The following is a 22,474-nucleotide window of genomic DNA, read 5'->3' as shown; positions in this document are numbered from 1 at the left end:
TAACAGTTATGGAAAACCTGTTTTATAATATCAGCCAGGTGCTGGGCATCACCATCATCCACTCGTTGTGGCAGGGCTTAACCATTTTTATGGTACTGCACGCCATTATGCAGTTTGCTCCTAATTTATCGGCAAACGCTAAGTACAAACTGGCGTTCGGCGCGCTTACGCTGATGCTGGGCTGGTTTATCTATACGCTGGCTACCGAGGTGAATAACTACACCTGGTCGGCAGTTACAACTTACCAGTCGCCATTGCCATTAAGCGTACTGCTTCCGCAAGCCGCACAGCGTTGGGTTGCCCCGCCTGCAGATCATTACACGTTCCTGATAGCGGGTTATATGCCCTACCTTACCATGCTTTATATAGCCGGCCTGGTGTTCAACACCCTTAAAATGGGCCTGGCCTGGAATAATATCTACCGCATCAAACAGCAAACCATCGCCTCAGAATTTCAGCAGCAGGTTGATAGCCTGGCTAAAAAAATGAATATCAGCCGCTTTGTAAAAGTGGCGTTCAGCCAGTATATCGATGTGCCTTGCATCACCGGCTTCATCAAACCCATTATCCTGCTACCCTGCACCATCAGCACTTATTTAAGCGCCGATGAGATACAGGCCATCCTGCTGCACGAACTGGCCCACATCCGCCGTAACGATTACCTGCTAAACCTGTTGCAACAGGCTATCGGGATACTACTTTTCTTTAATCCATTCAGCATCCTTATCAACCGCATCATCAACCGCGAACGCGAAAATTGCTGCGACGATGTGGTGGTGCAAACTACCGGCAGTCCGCTTATTTATGCCCAGGCGCTGCTAAAATTAGAACAGAATAAACAAGCCGACTGGCAGTTAGCGCTGGCTGCCACCGGCAAGCAATATCACTTATTAAACCGTATTGAACGCATTATGAAAACTAAAAAATCCACCGTAAATATACGCCCGGCGCTGATTGCCCTGGCCCTTTTAACCTGCAGCTTAACGAGCATCGCCTGGTTTAACCCTAAAATAAAAGATGGTAAGATAACCGTAAAAAGTATCCCCAACGCCTTAAACACCATCAACTTTGGGGCAGATACAGTCATCAAACAAAAGGCAAAAACTACAAAGCCGGTTGCTAAATCAAAACCATCATCCAAAAAACAGGCTATGAAAATAGCTAAAGATGGAGAGTATGTAAACGATGCCAAAATGGAAGCTTTAAGCGCCGAAATGGAAAAACACGCGCAAAAGTTAGAACAATACTACAATAGCCCCGAGTTTAAAAAAATGCAGGAGGATATGGAGAAGAAGGGTGCCGAAATGGAAGCCTATTTTAATAGCCCCAAAATGAAGGAACTACAGGAGCAAATGGAAAAGAAGGGCCTTGAGTTTGAAAAAATGAACGACAGCCCCGAAATGAAAAAGCTGCACGAGCAATTAGAGGCTACCAGTAAAAAGATGGAAGCCTATTACAGCAGCCCTGAATACGCCAAAATACAAAAGCAATACGAGAAGCAGGCCCAACTGTTTGCTACCGCAAAACCCGGAACAGCCGAATACAAAAAACAAGAGGCCGAATTTAAAGCCCTTGCCGGAAAATTCAAGGATTATACCAATAGTTCGGTAGTGAAGGAGCAAGCCGAACTGGCCAGAAAAATATCGGAACAAATGCGCGGTTACTACCAGGGCCCTGAATTTAAAAAGATGCAGGACGAGATGCGGGCCTATGGCGACAGCATGCGCCACTACTATCAAAACCCGATGATGAAAGAGCAGCAGGAAGCCATGCGCAAAATGGGTGAAACGATGCGCGAGTACCAAAAAAATCCGGACATTATGCGTGAAAAAGAGGAAATGAAAAAGCTGGAAAAAGAAATGCGCGAATACCGCAACAGCCCCGATTACCGCAGAAAAATAGAAGCTGAGATTGAAAATACTAACCGCGATGTTAAGGAGCGTGTGCGTGCGGAAATTGCCGAAACCCGCGCAAGGGCTGAGCGCGCTTCGGGAGATACCGGCCGCATCCGCGAACGCCGTGTAATGCCATCGAGAGTTGTTGAGCGTTCAACTAAAGCCCGTTCAACCGATACTGGCCGTATTCGCGAACGCCGCGTTGCCCCTGCAAGGGCCGAACGCCCGACAAAAACCCGTGCTGCTGATACCAGTCGTGTTCGCGAACGTGCCACAAGGCCAACCAAACCGGCAACAGCCGCGATAATAGAAGCTAAAGTACTCCCTGCAACCGAAAGCGTAGCTGCCGTTGTTGAAAAACCAGGTAACGCGCCAGGCAAAGCTATTGAGGTTGCCCCCATAGTGAAACCCAGCACAGTAATTGTAAAAAGCCCTAAGCCTGTTGTTGAAGAAGTTAAAGCACCCGAACCTGCAAAAAGCAAACCGGGCAAATAATACCTTTTTAATTTAGCATCGATCAGTTAAATTGTGCCGGCTGCATTAATTGTGTAGCCGGCTTTTTGTCTGAATCAGAATTTACAGAATTTAAGGATTTTCAAAATTCTGTAAATTGTCTAATTCTGAAAATTCTGATTCAGATAATCTTGGCGTTGCCTACGGCCCGGGCTGTACGCTCATACTGCACGGGCCTTAGCCACAGGCCGGTATCCGCTCCCATCCATAACGCGGAAAAGTATTCTGGTCAGATCAGACTTACGAAGTTTTTTAACTTCTTAAGTCTAAAACATCACCCATCCCTGGCACCGTATCAATGAAGTCAACGAAATCAAAAAAATCAGCGGTTCAGACAAAATCAGCGGTCCACATTTAGTAATTTAGTCTCCGCTAAAAAAGGGAACTAATTTATGCTGCAACAGCTTAGCATCACCAATTACGCTTTAATTGATAACCTGCAGATCCGCTTCGGGGCGGGACTTAATATCCTCACCGGCGAAACCGGTGCGGGTAAATCCATCATTCTGGGCGCCCTGTCGCTGATATTAGGTCAGCGGGCGGAGAGCCGGTACTTTTTCAATCAACAGAAGAAGTGCGTGATCGAGGGTAACTTCACCATCGACGGCTTCCACCTGCGCTCGTTTTTTGAAGAGAACGATCTGGATTACGAAACCGAGACCGTATTGCGCCGCGAGATCAGCGCCGATGGTAAATCTCGTGCCTTTGTGAATGATACGCCGGTAAACCTGAATACGCTGAAAGCACTTGGCGAACAGCTGATCGAGATCCACTCGCAGCATGCCACACTGGAGATCAATAACCCGCTGTTCCAGCTTTTGGTAGTTGATGCAGCGGCAAAGCATGGCGAACTATTGGGCAATTATCAAACTAAATACAAAGCCTACAAAAAGCTGAACAGCCGGCTGAAGCAACTGACAGAGGAAAGCGATAAAGCCAAGGCTGATCTTGACTACTATCAATTTCAGTTTGATGAACTGGAAAAAGCAACGCTGGCCGATGAAGAGCAGGAGCAATTGGAACAGGAACTATATACGCTGAATAATGCCGACGAGATCAAGCGCAACCTGCTTGGCGCCCACTACCTGATGCAGGAGGGCGAAACATCGGCCCTGATCCAATTGCGCGAGGCTGGCCACCAGTTGTCGTCTACCGAAAAATTTAACCCGGCAATTGGCGAACTTTACCAACGCTTGAACAGTTCCATTATCGAACTAAAAGATATAGCTGCCGAAATAGAGGCCTTAGAACAACAAACACAAACCAACCCGGCCCGCGCCGATGAAGTGGGCGCACGTTTAAGCATTATCTACAACCTGCAAAAAAAGCACCGCGTAAGCACCAACGCCGAACTGCTGGCTATCCAGGCCGACCTGTCGGACAAAATTAACCAGGCTATATTTGGCGATGAGGCCATCGCACAGTTGCAAAAGCAGATAGCCACCGAAAAACAGGAACTGGAAAACATGGCCCTTGAACTATCGGCTAACCGCGCCAATGCCATCCCCGGTATCGAGCAGCAGGTATTGCAAACCCTGGCCGAAATGGGCATGGGTAACTCGGCCATGAAGATCGAGCTGAATCGCATTGACGGTTTAGGCGATAACGGTACCGACCAGGTACGCTTCCTGTTCAACGCTAACAAGGGCCACGCCCTGGCCGAAATGAGCAAGGTAGCATCCGGAGGTGAACTTTCACGGCTGATGCTGAGCATTAAGTCGCTGATTGCCCGTCATACCGCCCTGCCTACCATTATTTTTGATGAGATAGATACAGGCGTATCCGGCGAGGTGGCGCACAAGGTTGGCCAAATCATGGAGCAGTTGGCGCAAAACCTGCAGGTAATTACCATTACCCACCTGCCGCAAATTGCCAGCAAGGGCAAAAGCCATTACTTTGTTTATAAGGATGATGAAGCGGCCACCACCTACACCCGCATCCGCCGCCTGGAGCAAACCGAACGCATTACCGAAATAGCCAAAATGCTAAGCGGCGAAAAACCGGGGGAAAGCGCCTTGCAGAATGCTAAGGAGTTGCTGGGGGTGTAGTAAAAATATTGTTATTGCGAGGAGCAAGCGAAGGCCTGTGAAACGGAGCGACGCGGCAATCTCGTAGTTTGATAGGTATACTACGAGATTGCCGCGCTATCGCTCGCAATGACAATTTATGTTTTACGCCGTCAACCTCGCGCCTTCTCTTATTTCATCCTCAATCTGCTTGATCGCCTTCACCGTCTTCATAAACGAATCGGGTGTTACCGATAGCGAATCTATCCCCTCTTCTACCAAAAACTGGGCGAAATCCGGAAAATCAGACGGGCCCTGGCCACAGATACCTACTTTAATGCGCAGCTTTTTGGCGGTTTGTATCAGCGATGAGATCATAGTTTTTACCGCTTCGTTACGCTCGCTGTACAGATCGGCCACCAGCGATGAATCCCGGTCTAAGCCTAAAACCAACTGCGTTAAATCGTTAGAACCGATAGAGAAGCCATCAATATATTGCCCGAAGCGTTCGGCCAGTATCACGTTCGATGGGATCTCGGCCATCAGGTAAACTTCCAGGCCATCTTCGCCACGTTTCAGGCCGTATTGGGCCATCACGTCATAAACCTTTAATAACTCGGTTACTGTGCGGCAGAACGGGATCATCACCACCACATTCTTCAGGCCCATGGTTTCGCGCACCTTCTTAATCGCAATGCACTCTAAGCCGAAAGCCTCCTGGTAATTTTTAGAGTAGTAGCGTGAAGCGCCCCTCCAACCTATCATCGGGTTTTCTTCGGTAGGCTCAAAATGCTTGCCGCCCGGCATATTATAATACTCGTTGGTCTTAAAGTCCGAGAAACGTACGATCACCTTATGCGGATGCGAAGCCGCGGCGATCTTGGCGATGCCGTACGATAGCTTCTCCACAAAGAAATCGGCACCGCTGGCATAACCCTTAATGGTTTGGTTGATGAGCTGGGTCAATTCCGCGTCGCGCAATTCCTCGTGCTTCAGCAAGGCCATCGGGTGTATCTTGATATAGTTATTAATGATAAACTCCTCGCGCGCCAGGCCAACACCCTTATTAGGATAGTGCGCATACTGGAAAGCCATATCCGGCGACGCAATGTTCATCATCACATTGGTATCCACTTCGGGCAGGTCGCTCAGGTTATGCTCGTGTTTTTCGTACAAGATCTCACCCGCATAGATCAACCCGGTTTCGCCTTCAGCGCATGAAGCGGTGATCAGCTGACCGGTCTTTAATATTTCGGTCGCGTTATCGCAACCTACAATGGCTGGCACACCCAGTTCGCGGGCTACAATGGCGGCATGGCAGGTACGGCCACCTTTGTTGGTGATAATGGCCGCGGCCTTTTTCATTACGGGTTCCCAATCCGGGTCGGTCATATCGGTTACCATGATATCGCCCTTTTTAAAGTCGATATGGTGGATGCCTTCCTTATCCAGGCCATTCAGCAAATGCACCTTGCCTGATGCTATCTTATCGCCAACGGCAATACCTTTTAGCAGCAGGTGGTTGTGGCGCTGCGCATCGTGGATCTTAAATTCGGTAATGCTACCCACTACCTTGCGCGAGTGGATGGTTTCCGGGCGGGCCTGCACAATAAACAGCTCGTTGCTGCGACCGTCAAGCGCCCATTCCACATCCATGGGGCACCATTTATTTTTAAGTTTCGAGTAGTAATCTTCAATAGCGACGATCCACTGGCTTAGCTGGATGATCTGCTTGTTATTCAGGCAAAAACGGTTTTGTTCGTGCGTAAGCGTTTTTACAATCTCAACACGCTCCTCGCCTGCTGAACCATATACCATTTTCTGGTGCTTTTTGCCCAACTTTTTTTCGATGATGCTTTCAAAACCCTTATTCAGCATAGGTTTAAAAACAATAAACTCATCCGGACTAACCGCGCCCTGCACAACCATCTCGCCCAAGCCGTACGATGCATTGATGATCACCACATCTTTAAACCCACTTTCGGTATCCAGCGAAAAGGCCACACCTGATACGCCCATATCCGAACGCACCATCTTCTGCACACAAACAGAAAGACCGATCAGGAAGTGATCGTACCCAAAGTTTTGGCGGTAGCTAATAGCCCTGTCTGTAAACAAAGAGGCAAAGCAATTTTTAATGGAGGTAAGCAGTTCCGCTTCGCCGCTCACGTTAAGATAAGTATCCTGCTGACCGGCAAAGGAAGCGTCGGGCAGGTCCTCGGCAGTGGCTGATGAACGTACCGCTACGTCAACATTGTCCTGGGCGTATTGGGCGCAAAGCGCTTTATATGATTGTTCGATCTGCTGCTGCATCTCGGCCGGGAAGGTACCGTTTTGTATCAGTGTCCTAACTTCGGCACCGCAGGCGCTTAGTTGCTTCAGGTCGTCAATATCAGCGGCGTTAACAATAGCCCTGATCTGCTTATCTAACTGGTTATGATCGATGAAACGGTAGTAAGCGCTGGCTGTGATAATAAATCCATCGGGGATGCGGATACCCTGTGCGCTTAAGTGCTGTAGCATTTCGCCAAGTGAGGCGTTCTTGCCGCCAACCTTGTCAATGTCGTTGATAGAAGCTTCTACCAGTTTCATGGTATATTTTTCGGTGCTCATAGAGTTGATTGTTTTCATAATACAAAAGTAGATTGGGCCATTATATAAGAATTTGTAAAAATTCATTAAAAATGATACTATATTAACCATATTTGTATCACATAATAAAAATTAGGTTATTATGATATAAATGAAAGCGCATTTAAATACTTTTTTAAATAGTGATGACCGATCGTTCAGTATTAGATGGTCGGATTATTACCATGCGCTTAGCGAGTTGCACTATCATCGGGAACTGGAGATCGTTTACATAGCCGAGGGTGCCGGCACTTTACTAATCGGCGAACAGTTGGAAGAGGTGAGCAGCGGCATGCTGATCGTCATCGGCCCTGATGTGCCGCATATGTTTAAGTTCGAAACACATCGCTACTTTAACGAATTAATGAAGCAGGGCAAGATAGATCTGCCACTGAAGCTGCTCACCCTGCACGTAAACCCAGATATTTTAGGCGAACGCTTTTTATCCCTGCCCGAAAACGAGCTGATAGCTGGCTTATTGAAAGACGCTTCTAAGGGAATGATATTCCAGGGCGACGCGATAGCCCCCATACTGGATTTGATGGAAAAACTCGCCGGGGCTACTATCCACCAGCGCCTGTGGTTATTAATGCAATTACTGAACACCCTTGGCGAAAATCAGGATCGCCAATACATCACATCCGCGCCCGACCAATCGGCGTATAACGAAAGCGATGAGAACCGTCTCACCAAGGTATACCTTTACACGCTGAATAACTTCACCAAAACCATAGCGCTAAAGGATGTGGCCAAACTGGTTTATATGGTACCCAACGCCTTTTGCCGTTATTTCAAACAGCGCACGCATAAAAGCTACTTCACGTTTTTAATGGAGGTAAGAATAAGGCATGCCTGCAAACTGCTTAAAGAGCACGATTACAGCATTGTGGTGGTTTGTTACGAATCGGGGTTTAGCAACCTGTCTAACTTTAACCGGCATTTTAAGTTACTGGTAGGGAAAACGCCTTTGCAGTACAGGCAGTTTTTTAGGTAGCCCCCCTATAACAGTTTGTCATTTCGAACGAATAAGCGGAGCCATTGAGCGAGGGGGATGAGGAGAAATCTTATACGGATTGTTTGACATATACATATCGTATAAGATTTCTCACCCTTGCCCTGCCATTTCCAACGCTCAAAGGGTTCGAAATGACAAATTGTGTTTATTTTAAAAACCCCTCTCCTTCAGAGAGGGGTTGGGGAGAGGTATCAATACTTAGCCGGTGTACCCGCCTTAGCAACAGATTCCTTTAAAAATTTACGCAGGTTATCACAGGCTTCAGCCGCATCTGGTTTGCGCAGGTAAAGCATGTGCCCACTTTCGTAGCCTTCCCACTTCATGCGGTCTTTTAAACGACCGCTGGGGTCCATTTGCCACATGCTGTATTTAGCGTTGAAGTAATCGCAGGCGCCATCGAAATAACCAGACTGAACCAGCAGGTGCAGGTAAGGGTTTTCGGCCATAGCCTGGCGCAGGTTATAGCCGGTGCGGTTAACAGTATTATTCCACGGTTGTACCGGGCCGTAAACCAGGTATTCCAAATCGGTTTTGTATTTTAACTCGTCTTTCAGGTAAATGTGGATAGCCGGGGTGAACGAGTGGCTCCACGACTGCTGCTCGGGATTGTAGTCGGTACGCGTACCGCCGTTATCACGGTCGATACCTTTATAGCGCGAATCTAAACGACCAATGGTGTAACCCTTGCTGCGCAGCAACTCTTTCCAGAAAAAGCCGGCGCTGATGGCCAGGTTATTATCCAGCACCACGCTTTCCTTAATGCCGATGTATCGTGCCAGCTTAGCCGCTACCGATTTGCGTTCGGAGTTTGACAGCATGCCGCCTTTGGTCATTGCCGGGGTTAACTCATCAAGCGTGAACTTTTCTACCTCGGCCAGGTATTTAGGCAACGAACGGTTCTGATATTCAGCTGGCAGCGCTTTATGGTACCAGGCTGTAGCTGCTTCGTAAGGCGTATATAAAGCCGCGGCAGCCGGGCCGCTGCGTTCGATGCCCAGATCTGTTGGCGATACCAGGATCACGCCGTTCAGGTACATCCAGTGGCTATCCTGCAGTTCAAGCGCCAGGCCCGATGCACGGGTGGTACCATAACTTTCGCCGATCAGGAACTTAGGCGATGCCCACCTGTTTTTGCGCGATACAAAAGTACTGATCCAGGTAGCCAGGTAGCGGATATCCTCGTTCACGCCGAAGAATTGCGCTTTATTCACTTCGCTGTTAGCGGTGCGCGAATAGCCGGTATTCACCGGGTCGATGTACACAATATCGGCCACATCCAGTATCGAATTGCTGTTATCTTCCAAACCGTAAGGCTGGATGGGGTAACCCTCATCATCTATCTTCAACTTACGCGGACCGGTATAGCCCAGTTCCATCCACAGCGAACCAGTACCCGGGCCACCGTTAAACGATATCACCAGCGGGCGTGTGGCGCGCTGCTCGTCGGTTATATCGGTACGCTCGTAATAAGTATAAAATATACCGGCAATAGCGTGGCCATCCTCGTCCCACACCGGCTGGGTACCGGCTGCGGCGGTATAAGGCACCGCTTTACCTTTAATGGTAACCGTGTGTTTGGTGGTAATGGCCGAATCTAACAACAGGATGCGGCTTTTGCTGATTTGCAAGGGGTTTGATGTAGTTGTTGACGAACCGCCCGACGGAGCAGCCGTTGTAGCGCCGCCAGCGCCCTGCCGGCCGGCAAATCCGCCGCCGCCGGCACCTGTACCTTGTCCGCCGCCACCGCCTCCTGTGCCACGCTGGGCTTGGGCAGTTAACGAGATAGCGCAAATGGCCGTTAATAACAGTAAGTAAGTTTTTTTCATAATTGTGATAGCTTAAATAATTAAAAGCAGGCCTGCAGGCCCAAATGATAAATGCTAAGCTATGTATTACAAACGTTTAGTTTTATAATATTATTGATACAAAAGGGCGAGATACATTACCAAATTGTCATTGCGAGGAGCAACGGGCCGGCATGTGAAATGGGGCGACGCGGCAATCTCATAAGCAGGTCCTCGTTGCTTGTCCGATGAGATTGCCGCGCTATCGCTCGCAATGACAAGTTGCTTTAAGAACTATTTTGAAAAGCAATACCCCTGCCAGTGCTATTAACGTTTGCTCCCGTGCTTCATTACAACTCCTCGCCCCTGCCGCGCCAGCTATTCCTTCGCTGCGGGGTTTCCATTACGCCCGGGTTTATGTTGAACGGATGTGCAATTTATTGTAGAGACGCAATACTTTGCGTCTCCCTCATGATAGAGACACGAAGTATCGTGTCTCTACAGTTAAAAGGAGTACTAATCAAACAACCCCTTATCCCTGCCAATAAACGCGGGGCGGTGTAAATTCAACCCCAAGGCCTTATTCAACTCATCACTCACATAATCAGCCAACTCGGGCGAATATCGCTCATCGTGCTGGTGCATAAAAAACCAAACTGATTGCAGGCCTTGCCCCGACCAATCTTTAATACGCGCCACCCAATCATCCACACGTTTGTAGTCGGTTCTGTCCAGACTGTTACCCACAAAACGTATAAAGGCATGTGGTGTTGGCAATTGCATATGCACGCAATCCCTCCTGCCCGAAGCATCGGTTATTACCGCACCAATGCCTAACTCGTGCAAAGCACCGAACAATTCATCGCGCACAGCGGGGACAGCGAACCAATCCTTATGGCGCACTTCTACAAACACCGGTACATCTTTGGGCAAATGTTGTAAATAGGCTTTCAGTTCAGGAAAGCTTTTGGGCGTATAATTATCACCCAGTTGCAAAAACAGCGGACCTAATTTATCGCCAAAGGCCATAATCCCTTCGTAAAACTGGGTGGTAATATCTTCGGCGTTCTTCAGGCGGCGGATATGGCTGATGCTTTGCGAAAATTTGGGGCAAAACTTGAAGTTGGGGTTAGTATCGGCCTTTTCCTTCCACTTGGTGATCGTCTCCGGTCCGTAGGTTTGATAAAAGGTGGCGTTCAGCTCAATGCTATCGAAGTGTTTCACGTATTCATCCAAAAAATTAGCGTCCTTGGTTTTGGGCGGATAAATTTTACCTACCCACTCTTTACGGCCCCATTTGGCGCAGCCTACATAAACCTGTGTAGAGCCTTTGCCTTTAGCTTCGGCTAAGGTGGCGGTGGTTAATGCCGGATCAGCCGGCAGGGTAAAATCTATCAGGGGCAGTTGTTCGGGAGCTACGCGGCCAAATTCCATATCGTTTGGTTTTAGGGCGGAAATTTAGGGATTATTTTTTGTTGATGGGCATCAAGCATTATCCTTAATGCTTAAACTCACCCCGACTACGCTACGCTGGTCGGCCCTCTCTCCGCTGTGCGGAAAGAGGGCAAAAGTAGTACGGGATAATTCCTGTTCCCTCTTTTCGCGCAGCGAAGAGAGGGTGGTCGGGCGAAGCAACGACCGGGTGAGTTAAATAACCAGCATGCTATTCGACTAATATATTCACCATCCACTTCCGCCTATCGTTCCCGGTATCGTTTGCGTAGTTTTTTAGGCCAATAGCATATCAGCCTGCTTTATTTTTAGCGTTATTTGGCTACACAATAACCAATTATACCATCATGAAGAATATCCTGAAATGGCCGGCCATTGCCGCGTTATCTCTGTTGTTCCCTACATATTATGCCGCCGCCCAGCAAACTGCCGCGCACGATATGGATTATTACATAGCACACGCTCCATTCAAAATGCCGGCTGTTACCGAACCGAAGTTTGCCGGTAAGATCTTCAATATAAAAGATTACGGAGCCATTGGCGATGGGCAAACCCTCAATACCACGGCTATTGATAAAGCTATCACCGCCTGCAATGCTGCCGGAGGCGGTACTGTGCTGGTGCCGCCCGGCCTGTGGCTTACCGGCCCCATCGAGATGAAAAGCAACGTAAACCTGCATACCGAACGCGGCACGCTGGTTACCTTCACTACCGATCATACCCAATATCCTGTTATCGATGGCAAAACCAAAGTGCTGCTGTCGGGTAATAAACTGGAGAACGTGGCCATTACCGGCGAGGGCATCTTCGATGGTGGCGGCGATACCTGGCGGCCGCTAAAGAAAAGCAAGGCCTCGCCCACCCTCTGGGCCGATATGCTGAAGGCCGGAGGCGTGGTAAGTAAAGACGGCAGCATGCTTTGGCCCACCAAAGAAGGAATGAACGGCGAAGAATATCTGAAAACCCTGAAAGGCAAAACCAACCTTACCGAAAAGGATTACCTGCCCGCCCGCGATTTCCTGCGCCCGGCGCTGGCCTCTATCACCAATAGCAAAAATGTGCTGTTCGATGGGCCTACCTTTAAAAACTCGCCCCAGTTTGCGCTGAACCCCAAAGGCTGCACCAATATGATCATCCGCAACGTGACCATATTTAATGAGTATCATGCCCAAAACGGCGACGCAATAGACCTGTCGTCCTGCAAAAACGCGGTGGTATACCATTGCACTGTTCACGCCGGCGATGACGGCATCTGCATGAAATCGAGCGGTGGCAAAGGCGACGCACTGAACGATCCGGCCCTGAAGAACATTATTATTGCCGATTGCATTGTGTACCACGCCCACGGTGGCTTCGTGATCGGCAGTAATACCGATGGCGGCATGCAGAATGTTTATGTAACCAACTGCAACTTTGTGAATACCGATATCGGTATCCGTGTAAAAAGCAGCCGCGGCCGCGGCGGACCAGTACATGATATTTATGTCGATAACATCTACATGCACGATATCCTGAACGAAGCCGTGCTGTTCAGCACCTATTATGAGGATGAAAAACCGGGCGAACCCGGTCAGAAATTTGAGGTGAATGCTAAGACGCCGATATTTAAGGATTTTTACCTTAGCCATATTTACGGCAGCGGGGCCAAATCGGCCATATCTATAACCGGTTTGCCCGAAATGCCGGTGAGTAAGCTGCACTTCAGCGATATAGTGTTATCTGCTGATAAAGGTGTGGATATAACCGAAGCCAGCGACATCGACCTGAAGAATGTAAAGATCTTGTCGCCACAAAAAAACTTATTTACAGCTAACAACGCCTGGAATATCAGCCTGGATAACATTGGCTTTACCGATAAGGTGAGCACCTTTATTAATGTAAGCGGCGAGAAAAGCAAGGCCATCAATATTACTGGCAGCAATTTAAAAAGTGTGAAGGAAGCGGTGAAGGCCGGGGCGGGAAGTTCGATTGGTGTAGTGGCGGTGAAGTAACATCAACAACTTGTCATTGCGAGCGATAGCGAAGCAATCTCGTAGCACCCAGATCAAACTACGAGATTGCCGCGTCGCCCCAACACGCATTCCCTCGGCTGCTCCTCGCAATGACATTCTTATTACGCTAATCCTCCATTTTCGAATGCCGGCGCGTATCATTCATAAAGCAATACACAAACAGCGATATAGCGATACACACCGTTACATACCAGTAAAACCACTCCTGGTGATGGTGATTTTTAAACAGCAAGGCGATGTATTCGGCCGTGCCGCCAAACATGGAAACGGCTATGGCATACGGGAACCCTACGCCCAGCGCGCGGATATGCGCGGGGAAAAGCTCGGCTTTTACAATGGCGTTGATACTGGTATAGCCGCTCACTACCACCAGGGCTGCCATCAGCAAGGCGAAGGCGGTCCAGAAATCGTTGGTTTTGCCCAGGGCCAGCATAATGGGCATGGTAGTCAGCGTACCTAAAATACCGAAGCCTATTAATAAAGGCTTGCGGCCTATTTTATCCGAAAGCGCCCCGAATAGCGGCTGCGACAACATAAATACAAACAGCGTGAACGATGAGATGAGCGTTGCGGTATTTTTGCTAAAGCCCGATGTTACCACCAAAAACTTTTGCATATAAGTGGTATACGTATAAAAGGCCACTGTACCACCAAGCGTAAGGCCGATAACCGCCATCACCGCCCGTGGGTGCTTGCGCAGCGCGCTGATGGTACCCCGCTCCTGCTTCGGCTTGCTCATCTCTACCGATTCTTGCAAGTTCCGGCGCAGGTACATCACCGTAATAGCCAGAAATGCGCCGATACCGAAGGGGATGCGCCAGCCCCAATCCTGCAATTGCTGCTGGGTTAAAAACACGCGCTGCAATAGCACCAGGACACCCAACGCCAGCAACTGCCCCATAATTAAGGTAACGTACTGAAAGCTGGAATAAAAGCCACGATGCTTTTTATCGGCCATTTCACTAAGGTAGGTGGCGCTGGTGCCGTATTCGCCGCCAACGCTCAGGCCCTGGATAATGCGGGCTATCACCAATACTATAGGGGCGGCGATACCGATCTGCGCGTAGCCCGGCACAACGGTGATCATCAGCGAGCCCAAGCTCATCAGTAAAACCGATAGGGTTAAGGCAGCCTTGCGGCCCTTACGGTCGGCATAAGTACCCATCAGCCAGCCGCCTATCGGGCGCATCAGGAAGCCGATTGCGAACACGCCGGCAGTATTCAGCAATTGTACTACCTGGTTATCCGACGGAAAAAACGCGTCGGCAAAGTAGAGGGTAAAAGCCGAGTAGGCATACCAATCGTACCACTCCACCAAATTGCCCAGCGAACCGGCAATGATAGACCATATACGATGCTGTGGGGTTTGCTGACGGATCATACTCGGGACGGTTTATTTTGTGGTTGGGCTAAGATATTAATTTGATCGCACCGATTAAGAATTGATTTTATTGATTAAATATTTCTTGCCAACGCTAAATATTACAGCTATAAATTTGCAGGTGGTTTAGTGCCACCTTTGCGATAACGGCGGCAATAACTATCTTTACTCAATCACAAAAAACATAAAGCATGCAGTTTTTTTACTTTTTAGCGTCTTTTCTGCTCATCTTTCGCCTAAGAAAAGTACTGAAGTTCTCGCCGCAATATCCTAAATGGCGGCAGCAGCTCAGCTACTCGCCCTGGATAGTGATGGGGATCTTTATACTCACCCAAAGACTGCCCGATGATGTAACCGGTCTGCTGGGTAGCCTGATATTGCTGGGGATCTTATACTATATCAGTAAAGAACCCGACTTTAAATCTTTTGGGTTTTATGTGCAGGCGCATTACCCTTTGGTTGGCGTCGGTATCCTCACCAGCTTAACCGAACTGATTGCGCCCAATTTTTACGATAAGTACGATACTTACTTCATGTTCGCCATCCTGGCGGCCTTTGCCTGGATCTACGCCCGCTGGGTAAATTCAAAAAAGCAGCAGCAGGAACTGCAAATGGCTGCCATGCGCAATAACGAGCTGGACCGGCTGGTAGGCGAACGCACAGCCGAACTCACCAAACAAAAGAACGAACTACAGGAAACCGTAAAACTACTGCAAGCCACCCAGGCCCAACTGATCCAGCAGGAAAAGCTGGCATCGCTGGGTGAACTTACCGCCGGCATAGCCCACGAGATTCAAAACCCACTGAACTTTGTGAAGAACTTTAGCGAGGTGAGTATGGAGCTGATTGACGAGATGGAGGAAGAACTGAACAATGGCGACAAGGAAGAAGCCATTGCTATTGCCGGCGACCTGAAGCAGAACCTGGAGAAGATCATTCACCATGGCAATCGTGCCGACGGTATTGTGAAAGGTATGCTGCAGCATAGCCGCGCAAGCAGCGATGTAAAAGAAGACACCAATATCAACACCCTGGCGGATGAGTACCTGCGCCTGGCCTATCATGGCTTGCGGGCCAAGGATAAGTCGTTCAACGCCGACCTGGATACGCATTATGCCCCTGATCTGCCACTGATCAACATTGTACCACAGGATGTGGGCCGCGTGCTGCTTAACCTGTTCACCAATGCCTTTTATGCCATCCACAAAAAGAAGGCGGCGGCTGGCCCCGATTACAAGCCAACCGTATCCTTAACCACCAGCCAGGCCGATAACAATGTGATTGTTGTTGTAAAAGATAACGGCACCGGCATACCAGACGCTATTAAGGATAAAATTATGCAGCCCTTTTTCACTACCAAGCCAACCGGCGAGGGTACCGGACTGGGCCTGTCCTTAAGTTACGACATTATAGTTAAAGGCCACGGCGGCAAAATAAATATAGATAGTAAAGAGGGCGAGGGTTCTGAATTCACCATTCAACTCCCTTTAAAAGCCTGAGCATAACATAAACATATATATGAAAATTTTAGTTGTAGACGACGAAGCAGACGTACAACCCTTATTTTTGCAACGCTTTCGCAAGGAGATAAAAAACCACGAGATCGATTTCGACTTCGCGCTTTCGGGCGAGGAGGCGCTGGCCTATTTAGAAGAGAAGCATAGCGAAGTGGTGCTCATCCTGTCGGATATCAACATGCCGGGCATGAGCGGGATAGAACTACTATCGAAAATTCGGCACGATTACGATGCGCCGCCGCCCGTTGTGATGATGATCACCGCTTACGGCGATGAAGAAAACCACCGCCAGGCAATGGAAAAAGGGGCTAACGACTTTTTAACCAAGCCGCTTGATTTTGGCTTACTGAAGGAAAAACTGAAACACATTACTATCTAACCTAATGGCAAAAATATTAGTTGTTGATGACGAGGCCGACCTGGAACTGCTGGTGAAGCAGAAGTTTCGCCGCAAGATAAGGGAGAACGTATACGAGTTTGTTTTCGCGCAGAATGGCGAGGAGGCACTGCAAAAGGTTGCCGAACATCCCGACCTGGATATCATCCTGAGCGATATCAATATGCCGGTGATGGATGGCCTTACCCTGCTCAGTCGCCTGCCCGATGCCAACCCCATGCTGAAAGCAGTGGTAGTATCGGCCTATGGCGATATGCAAAACATCCGCACGGCCATGAACCGCGGCGCCTTTGATTTTGTATGCAAGCCTGTAGACTTTGACGACCTTGACCTAACCATGGAGAAAACCATACAGCATGTAAGGCAATTGCAGCAAACCATTAAAGCCATTAAGGAGAACGATATCCTTAAAATGTATGTAGATGAGAACGTGCTAAACTTTATGACACACAAAGAGTTTGAAAGCAGCCTTCTCAAAAACGAAATACTGGAAGCCACCGTTGTGTTTTTTGATGTGGTAGGCTTTACCGCCATAACCGAACAGGTGCCTGCTAACACTGTGGTAAACCTGCTGAACAGCCTGTTTGATAAGGTAGTGCAGGAGATCATCAAACAGGGCGGCGTTATAGATAAATTTATGGGCGATGCCGTAATGGCTGTGTTTAAAGGCGATTACCACCTCGATCGCGCTATCGACGCGGCGCTTGCCGTAAAACACAACCTGAGCGGCGTACCGGCCGAACAAATGGGCGATAAAATCTATAAACCAGAGATCTCGGTAGGTATAAACACTGGCGAAATGGTATCGGGCAATATCGGTTCGGCATCGTTAAAGCGCCTGGATTTTACCGTGATAGGCGATGTGGTAAATACCGCGCAAAGGCTGCAATCAGCCGCCAAGCCGGGACAGATCGTAATATCTGAAGAGGTATATCAAAAAGCCAAAGAATCGTTTAAATGCGAATTGATTGGCGAGGTGGTGCTGAAGAATAAGGTCAAGCCTGTGGTGATATACCAGGTGGTGGAGTAAGCCTAATAATCCTCTCATATAGCGATGGGTTTGAAACCCATCGCTATGGATTGACAAATGCCATTTTATACGCCCCCTAATCTCTAATCACTAATTAACTAATCTCTGCTCCTCCCCTTGCATATCTAAAACACTAAACGTATCTTTGCGCCACAATTAACAAAAATATTTAACGCTTTAATATTATTCAAGTAATGTATTTAAGTAAAGAAGCAAAGGCAGAGATCTTTGCAAAACACGGTGGCGTTGCTACCAACACTGGTTCAACCGAAGCACAAGTTGCTTTATTCACCACCCGCATCGCGCATTTAACCGGCCACCTGAAAAAAAACCGTAAGGATTTTTCAACCCAGTTATCGCTGCAAAAATTAGTAGGTAAACGCCGTGGTTTATTGGCTTACCTGTACAAAAAAGACATTGCAAGGTATCGTGCTATCATCAAAGCTTTAGAGCTAAGGGATATCATTAAATAAGCTTTCCAAGTTTTTCAAAAAAAAGCCGTTCGTTAGTCGAATGGCTTTTTTACTTTGTTTGAAACAATTTACACAACATAAAACCGGTGCGCCCCCGAAGATGAAAGGTGCACCACAACAACAAACAAATGAGTTTAAATGTAATTAAAAAGGTTATCGACCTGGGCGACGGACGCACCATCGAGATCGAGACCGGTAAACTGGCTAAACAAGCGCATGGCAGCGTAGTAGTAAAAATGGGCGACACCATGTTACTGGCTACCGTAGTATCATCGTTTGAAGCTAAAGAAGGCGTAGATTTCCTTCCGCTTTCTGTCGACTACCAGGAAAAATACGCCGCTACAGGCCGTATCCCCGGTGGTTTCTTACGCCGCGAGGCACGCTTATCAGACTATGAAGTATTAATTTCACGCCTGGTTGACCGCGCCCTGCGCCCTTTATTCCCTGAAGATTACCACGCTGATACCCAGGTGATGATCTCGTTGATCTCTGCTGATAAAAATATCATGCCTGATTGCCTTGCTGGTTTAGCAGCATCGGCAGCACTGGCTGTTTCTGATATCCCTTTCAACGGCCCTATCTCTGAAGTACGTGTAGCTAAGATCGACGGTCAGCTGGTGATCAACCCTACCCTGAGCGACCTTGAGCGCGCTACTTTAGAGTTTATCGTTGCCGGTTCGGAGTTTGACGTGAACATGGTTGAAGGTGAATGTAACGAGATACAGGAAAGCGAAATGGTGGAAGCCATTAAGTTTGCCCACGCCGCCATTAAGCACCATTGCTTAATTCAGCGTGAACTGACCGAAGAGACCGGCAAAACTGTAAAACGTGTTTACTGCCACGAGCACAGTAACGAAGACCTGAAGAAGGCCATCTACGCCGCTACTTACGATCAGGTTTATGCTGTTGCATCATCTGCATCGGGCAAAGACGAGCGTGCCGCTAAATTTAAAGAAGTGCGCGATACCTATATCGCTACTTTAGGCGAGATCGACGATATCACCAAATCATTAGCTAAAAAATACTACCACGATGTTGAGTATGATGCTATCCGTAACCTTGTGCTTGACGAAGGCAAACGTTTAGACGGCCGTACTACTACACAGATACGCCCTATCTGGAGCGAAGTTGGCTACCTGCCTGCTGCTCACGGTTCGGCTGTGTTTACCCGTGGCGAAACCCAATCGTTAACCACCGTTACCCTGGGTGCTAAAGATGATGAGCAAATGATAGACGGTGCCTTCATCAATGGCTACCAGAAATTCCTGCTGCACTATAACTTCCCTGGCTTTTCAACTGGTGAGGTTCGTCCTAACCGTGGTGCCGGCCGTCGCGAAATTGGCCACGGTAACCTGGCCATGCGTTCGTTAAAGCAAGTATTACCTGCCGACGACGAGAATCCATACACTATCCGTGTGGTATCTGATATCTTAGAATCTAATGGTTCATCATCAATGGCTACTGTTTGCGCTGGTACTTTAGCGCTGATGGATGCCGGTGTAAAACTGAAAGCGCCTGTATCAGGTATAGCCATGGGTTTGATCACCAACGAAATGGGCACCAAATACGCTATCCTTTCAGACATCCTTGGCGACGAGGACCACTTAGGTGATATGGACTTTAAAGTTACCGGTACCGAGAACGGTATCGTAGCCTGCCAAATGGACCTGAAGATCAACGGCCTATCGTACGAAGTTTTAGCCCAGGCCTTAGAACAAGCTAAAGCCGGCCGTTTACACATACTGGGCGAGATGAAGAAAACCATCGAAGCACCACGTGAAGACTACAAACCACACGCTCCGCGTATTATTACCCTTAAGATAGATAAAGAGTTCATCGGTGCTGTTATTGGCCCCGGTGGCAAGATCATCCAGGAGATGCAACGCGAAACCGGTGCTACCATCAACATTGAAGAGGTTGGTAACTTTGGTGTAGTGCAGGTATTTGCCGATAACAAAGCCGCTATCGACGCCGCTGTTGGCCGTATCAAAGCTATCGCCATGAAACCAGAGGTTGGCGAAATTTACGAAGGTAAAGTTCGTTCGATCATGCCTTTCGGTGCATTCATCGAGATCATGCCGGGTAAAGATGGTTTACTGCACATTTCAGAGATCGATCACAAACGCATTGAAACAATGGACGGCGTGTTCGAGATTGGCGAAATTGTTAAAGTAAAACTATTAGAAGTTGACAAGCAAGGTAAGCTGAAGCTTTCGCGCAAGGTATTATTGCCACGCCCGGAGAAGCCGGCACCATCTGCCAATTAATATAATTGCCAAAAAGTTAAAAAAGTCCCTATTTTCAGGGACTTTTTTGTTTTTATGAAAAAAAAGTGAAAAATTTAAAACAAAAACACTTTTTTTATATTCCCTTAATTAATGACGAGAACCGTATTTTTCTAATTAATTAAACGCGCGCTTACTTTGCCGATGACTTCTGCCAATACTGATGATCCTTTAGACTTCCTAACCCACAAGCAGGGAAGCCGTGGCGGCAGTGCGCAAACTGATTTGATACAGGCACTGTTGTACGAGATCATCCGTGTGAAAGAATTAATAAAATATTACGAAGATATCCCCAACGGTGCCGGGGCCTTAGGCGCCTCCATCCTCACCGAACTGGTTACCGAAGCCTATAATTCGCTGGTTAACTACGATACCGAACTGATACGTAAGTATTACGATTTGTTGCAGAATTGCGATTGATGGCGCAGCGCCAAATCTAACCACCACGTCATTTCGAGGTACGAAGCACTCTCTACGCTTTTAGGTTAGTGCTTTTTAGTTCAGTTAGTGCTTTATTATTGTTAGCCTGCTCATAGCCGCAGTAACCTATTACTTTTTCCGTGGTGTGTTTATTTTTTTAAAGCACTAAAGAAGGCTACGCCGTTTTCATGAGTGGCTTTAAAAAAACACCACGAAAAAAGTAACAGCCCCTCCGTGCGGCGATTGAGCTAGACTGACGTTCATTAATAGTACAAGCGAAACAACCATTGAAGGTAATGTCGCACGCGGTATCAATTATAGTAAACTGTTCCAAAAAGAAAGTAAGCGTTAATGCGCCACAACAGCCCCCTCACCCATCTTCACATGCTCCTTTATTCCTCTGCGGGCAATAAAATAAACAGAGCAGGCTAACAATCCTGCCCCGCACATTACGGCTGCCAGCGGAATAATATTCACCACATGAAACGAACTGATGCCCACTGTAGCCGCCGAGCCAATGCCCAGTTGCAGGGCACCCAATAAGGACGAAGCTGTTCCGGCGTTCTTCTCGAACGGGGCGATAGATAAGGCCGAAGCGTTAGGACTGATCAACCCGACGCAACACAATTGCAGAAATACCATTATAATGATCAGCGGCAGGGTTATCCAGCCGGTAATTGCCAGTATTAAAAACAGCGTTGCAAATATCAACTGACTTATAAATACCACCGGTACGATCTGCTCGCTGCGGAACCTGCGCAGAAACAGGGTATTGAACTGGCTAAACCCGATAAAGCCAACAGAAAGCCCGGCGAAGATCAACCCGAAGGCTTTGGCATCTAAATGATAGATCTTCATAAACACCACCGGTGCACCCGATACGTACGTAAATAGCCCGGCAAATGATAAGGCACCTGAGAAAGCGTAAGTATAAAACTGCGGCACCTTCAGCACTTCCCAAAAGCCGGTGATGATGGGCACCGGTTTAAGCGATATGCTTTTATCGGGCACGTAACTGTTAGGTAGCGTAAATACCACCGCCGCGAAGATCACTGCCGCTATAATAGCCAGTATCAGGAAGATCACCCGCCAGCTAAAAGCGTCTGTTACAAAGCCGCCGATGGTTGGGGCCAGCATCGGTGAAGCGCCTAATACCAGCATCAGCAGGGCAAATACCTTGGCGTTCTCGTTCAGGGGGAACAGATCGCGCACCATAGCTACTGAGGCCACACCGGCCGCGCAGCCGCCTACAGCCTGTATAAAGCGCAGGATGATCAGCATATCTATACTTTGCGATGCCAGGCACCCGAACGAAGCCAGGATATAAACCGATAAGCCAATGTAAAGCGGCTTTTTACGCCCGAACTTATCTAACAGCGGGCCATACAGCAACTGCCCGGCAGCCAAACCAATAAAATAGCTGGACAGTGACAGCCCCACCTGCTCTACAGTAGTATGCATGGTAGCAGCTATCTGCGCGAAGGAAGGCAGATACATATCTATACTGAACGGGCTCAACGCAGTAAGCGAGCCGAGGATAAGGACAAGGAAGAAGTAACGTTGCTTTGTCATAATTGCGATGATGCCGCAAAGATAGTTTTGTACCTGCTGAATACAGTCATCTGAAACACAATTTACATTATTAAGAAATTATTGAATTGAT

At 48.1% G+C, this 22,474-nt stretch carries 15 protein-coding genes; 10 read left to right on the top strand and 5 right to left on the bottom strand.

Going from position 1 to position 22,474, the window contains the following annotated elements; translation table 11 throughout:
* Window positions 1–8: 8 nt before the first annotated feature.
* Window positions 9–2,390 (top strand): M56 family metallopeptidase, encoded by a 2,382-nt coding sequence (locus HQ865_RS06795; RefSeq protein WP_173414166.1) that lies wholly within the window; start codon window positions 9–11, stop codon window positions 2,388–2,390.
* Between the two features lie 410 nt (window positions 2,391–2,800).
* Window positions 2,801–4,456, top strand: coding sequence for a DNA repair protein RecN (gene recN / locus HQ865_RS06790; protein ID WP_173414165.1), 1,656 nt, complete (start codon window positions 2,801–2,803; stop codon window positions 4,454–4,456).
* Between the two features lie 123 nt (window positions 4,457–4,579).
* Here recN and ppsA read toward each other — a convergent pair whose 3' ends face one another.
* Window positions 4,580–7,045 carry a phosphoenolpyruvate synthase gene (gene ppsA, locus HQ865_RS06785; protein ID WP_237073760.1) on the bottom strand — a complete coding sequence of 822 codons (2,466 nt, stop codon included), beginning with the start codon at window positions 7,043–7,045 and terminating at the stop codon, window positions 4,580–4,582.
* A gap of 112 nt (window positions 7,046–7,157) precedes the next feature.
* Between ppsA and HQ865_RS06780 the strand changes: the two genes are divergently transcribed.
* A complete protein-coding gene (locus HQ865_RS06780; protein WP_173414164.1) occupies window positions 7,158–8,039 on the top strand; it encodes an AraC family transcriptional regulator in 882 nt (293 codons plus the stop codon).
* 212 nt (window positions 8,040–8,251) lie between these two features.
* On the opposite strand, the gene HQ865_RS06775 is transcribed toward HQ865_RS06780, so the two are convergent.
* On the bottom strand, window positions 8,252–9,886 hold the full coding sequence (locus tag HQ865_RS06775) for a S10 family peptidase (RefSeq protein WP_175582432.1): 1,635 nt from the start codon (window positions 9,884–9,886) through the stop codon (window positions 8,252–8,254).
* Window positions 9,887–10,360: 474 nt separating this feature from the next.
* The gene (locus HQ865_RS06770; RefSeq protein ID WP_173414163.1) at window positions 10,361–11,278 is read right to left on the bottom strand and encodes a DUF72 domain-containing protein; all 918 of its coding nucleotides are present in this window, start codon (window positions 11,276–11,278) and stop codon (window positions 10,361–10,363) included.
* Between the two features lie 365 nt (window positions 11,279–11,643).
* Between HQ865_RS06770 and HQ865_RS06765 the strand changes: the two genes are divergently transcribed.
* Window positions 11,644–13,287, top strand: coding sequence for a glycoside hydrolase family 28 protein (locus HQ865_RS06765; RefSeq protein ID WP_173414162.1), 1,644 nt, complete (start codon window positions 11,644–11,646; stop codon window positions 13,285–13,287).
* Between the two features lie 127 nt (window positions 13,288–13,414).
* On the opposite strand, the gene HQ865_RS06760 is transcribed toward HQ865_RS06765, so the two are convergent.
* The gene (locus tag HQ865_RS06760; protein ID WP_173414161.1) at window positions 13,415–14,689 is read right to left on the bottom strand and encodes an MFS transporter; all 1,275 of its coding nucleotides are present in this window, start codon (window positions 14,687–14,689) and stop codon (window positions 13,415–13,417) included.
* A 191-nt stretch (window positions 14,690–14,880) separates the two neighbouring features.
* On the opposite strand from HQ865_RS06760, the gene HQ865_RS06755 reads away from it, so the two are divergent.
* From HQ865_RS06755 to HQ865_RS06730, 6 genes are all read left to right on the top strand, one after another.
* Window positions 14,881–16,188: a sensor histidine kinase gene (locus tag HQ865_RS06755; protein ID WP_173414160.1), complete on the top strand. Its 1,308-nt coding sequence runs from the start codon at window positions 14,881–14,883 to the stop codon at window positions 16,186–16,188.
* A 19-nt stretch (window positions 16,189–16,207) separates the two neighbouring features.
* Window positions 16,208–16,585: a response regulator gene (locus tag HQ865_RS06750; protein WP_173414159.1), complete on the top strand. Its 378-nt coding sequence runs from the start codon at window positions 16,208–16,210 to the stop codon at window positions 16,583–16,585.
* Between the two features lie 4 nt (window positions 16,586–16,589).
* Window positions 16,590–17,633: an adenylate/guanylate cyclase domain-containing protein gene (locus tag HQ865_RS06745; RefSeq protein ID WP_173414158.1), complete on the top strand. Its 1,044-nt coding sequence runs from the start codon at window positions 16,590–16,592 to the stop codon at window positions 17,631–17,633.
* A 194-nt stretch (window positions 17,634–17,827) separates the two neighbouring features.
* Window positions 17,828–18,106 carry a 30S ribosomal protein S15 gene (gene rpsO / locus HQ865_RS06740; protein WP_173414157.1) on the top strand — a complete coding sequence of 93 codons (279 nt, stop codon included), beginning with the start codon at window positions 17,828–17,830 and terminating at the stop codon, window positions 18,104–18,106.
* A gap of 128 nt (window positions 18,107–18,234) precedes the next feature.
* A complete protein-coding gene (gene pnp / locus HQ865_RS06735) occupies window positions 18,235–20,373 on the top strand; it encodes a polyribonucleotide nucleotidyltransferase (RefSeq protein ID WP_173414156.1) in 2,139 nt (712 codons plus the stop codon).
* A 162-nt stretch (window positions 20,374–20,535) separates the two neighbouring features.
* Entirely contained in the window at window positions 20,536–20,811 is a 276-nt protein-coding gene (locus HQ865_RS06730; protein ID WP_173414155.1) for a hypothetical protein, read from the top strand.
* A 348-nt stretch (window positions 20,812–21,159) separates the two neighbouring features.
* Here HQ865_RS06730 and HQ865_RS06725 read toward each other — a convergent pair whose 3' ends face one another.
* Window positions 21,160–22,383, bottom strand: a complete 1,224-nt coding sequence (locus HQ865_RS06725) for a multidrug effflux MFS transporter (protein WP_173414154.1) — start codon at window positions 22,381–22,383, stop codon at window positions 21,160–21,162.
* Window positions 22,384–22,474 lie beyond the last annotated feature (91 nt).

The sequence above is a fragment of the Mucilaginibacter mali genome, from assembly GCF_013283875.1.
Classification (GTDB): Bacteria; Bacteroidota; Bacteroidia; order Sphingobacteriales; family Sphingobacteriaceae; genus Mucilaginibacter; species Mucilaginibacter mali.
This window is presented reverse-complemented; position numbering and strand designations above follow the sequence as displayed.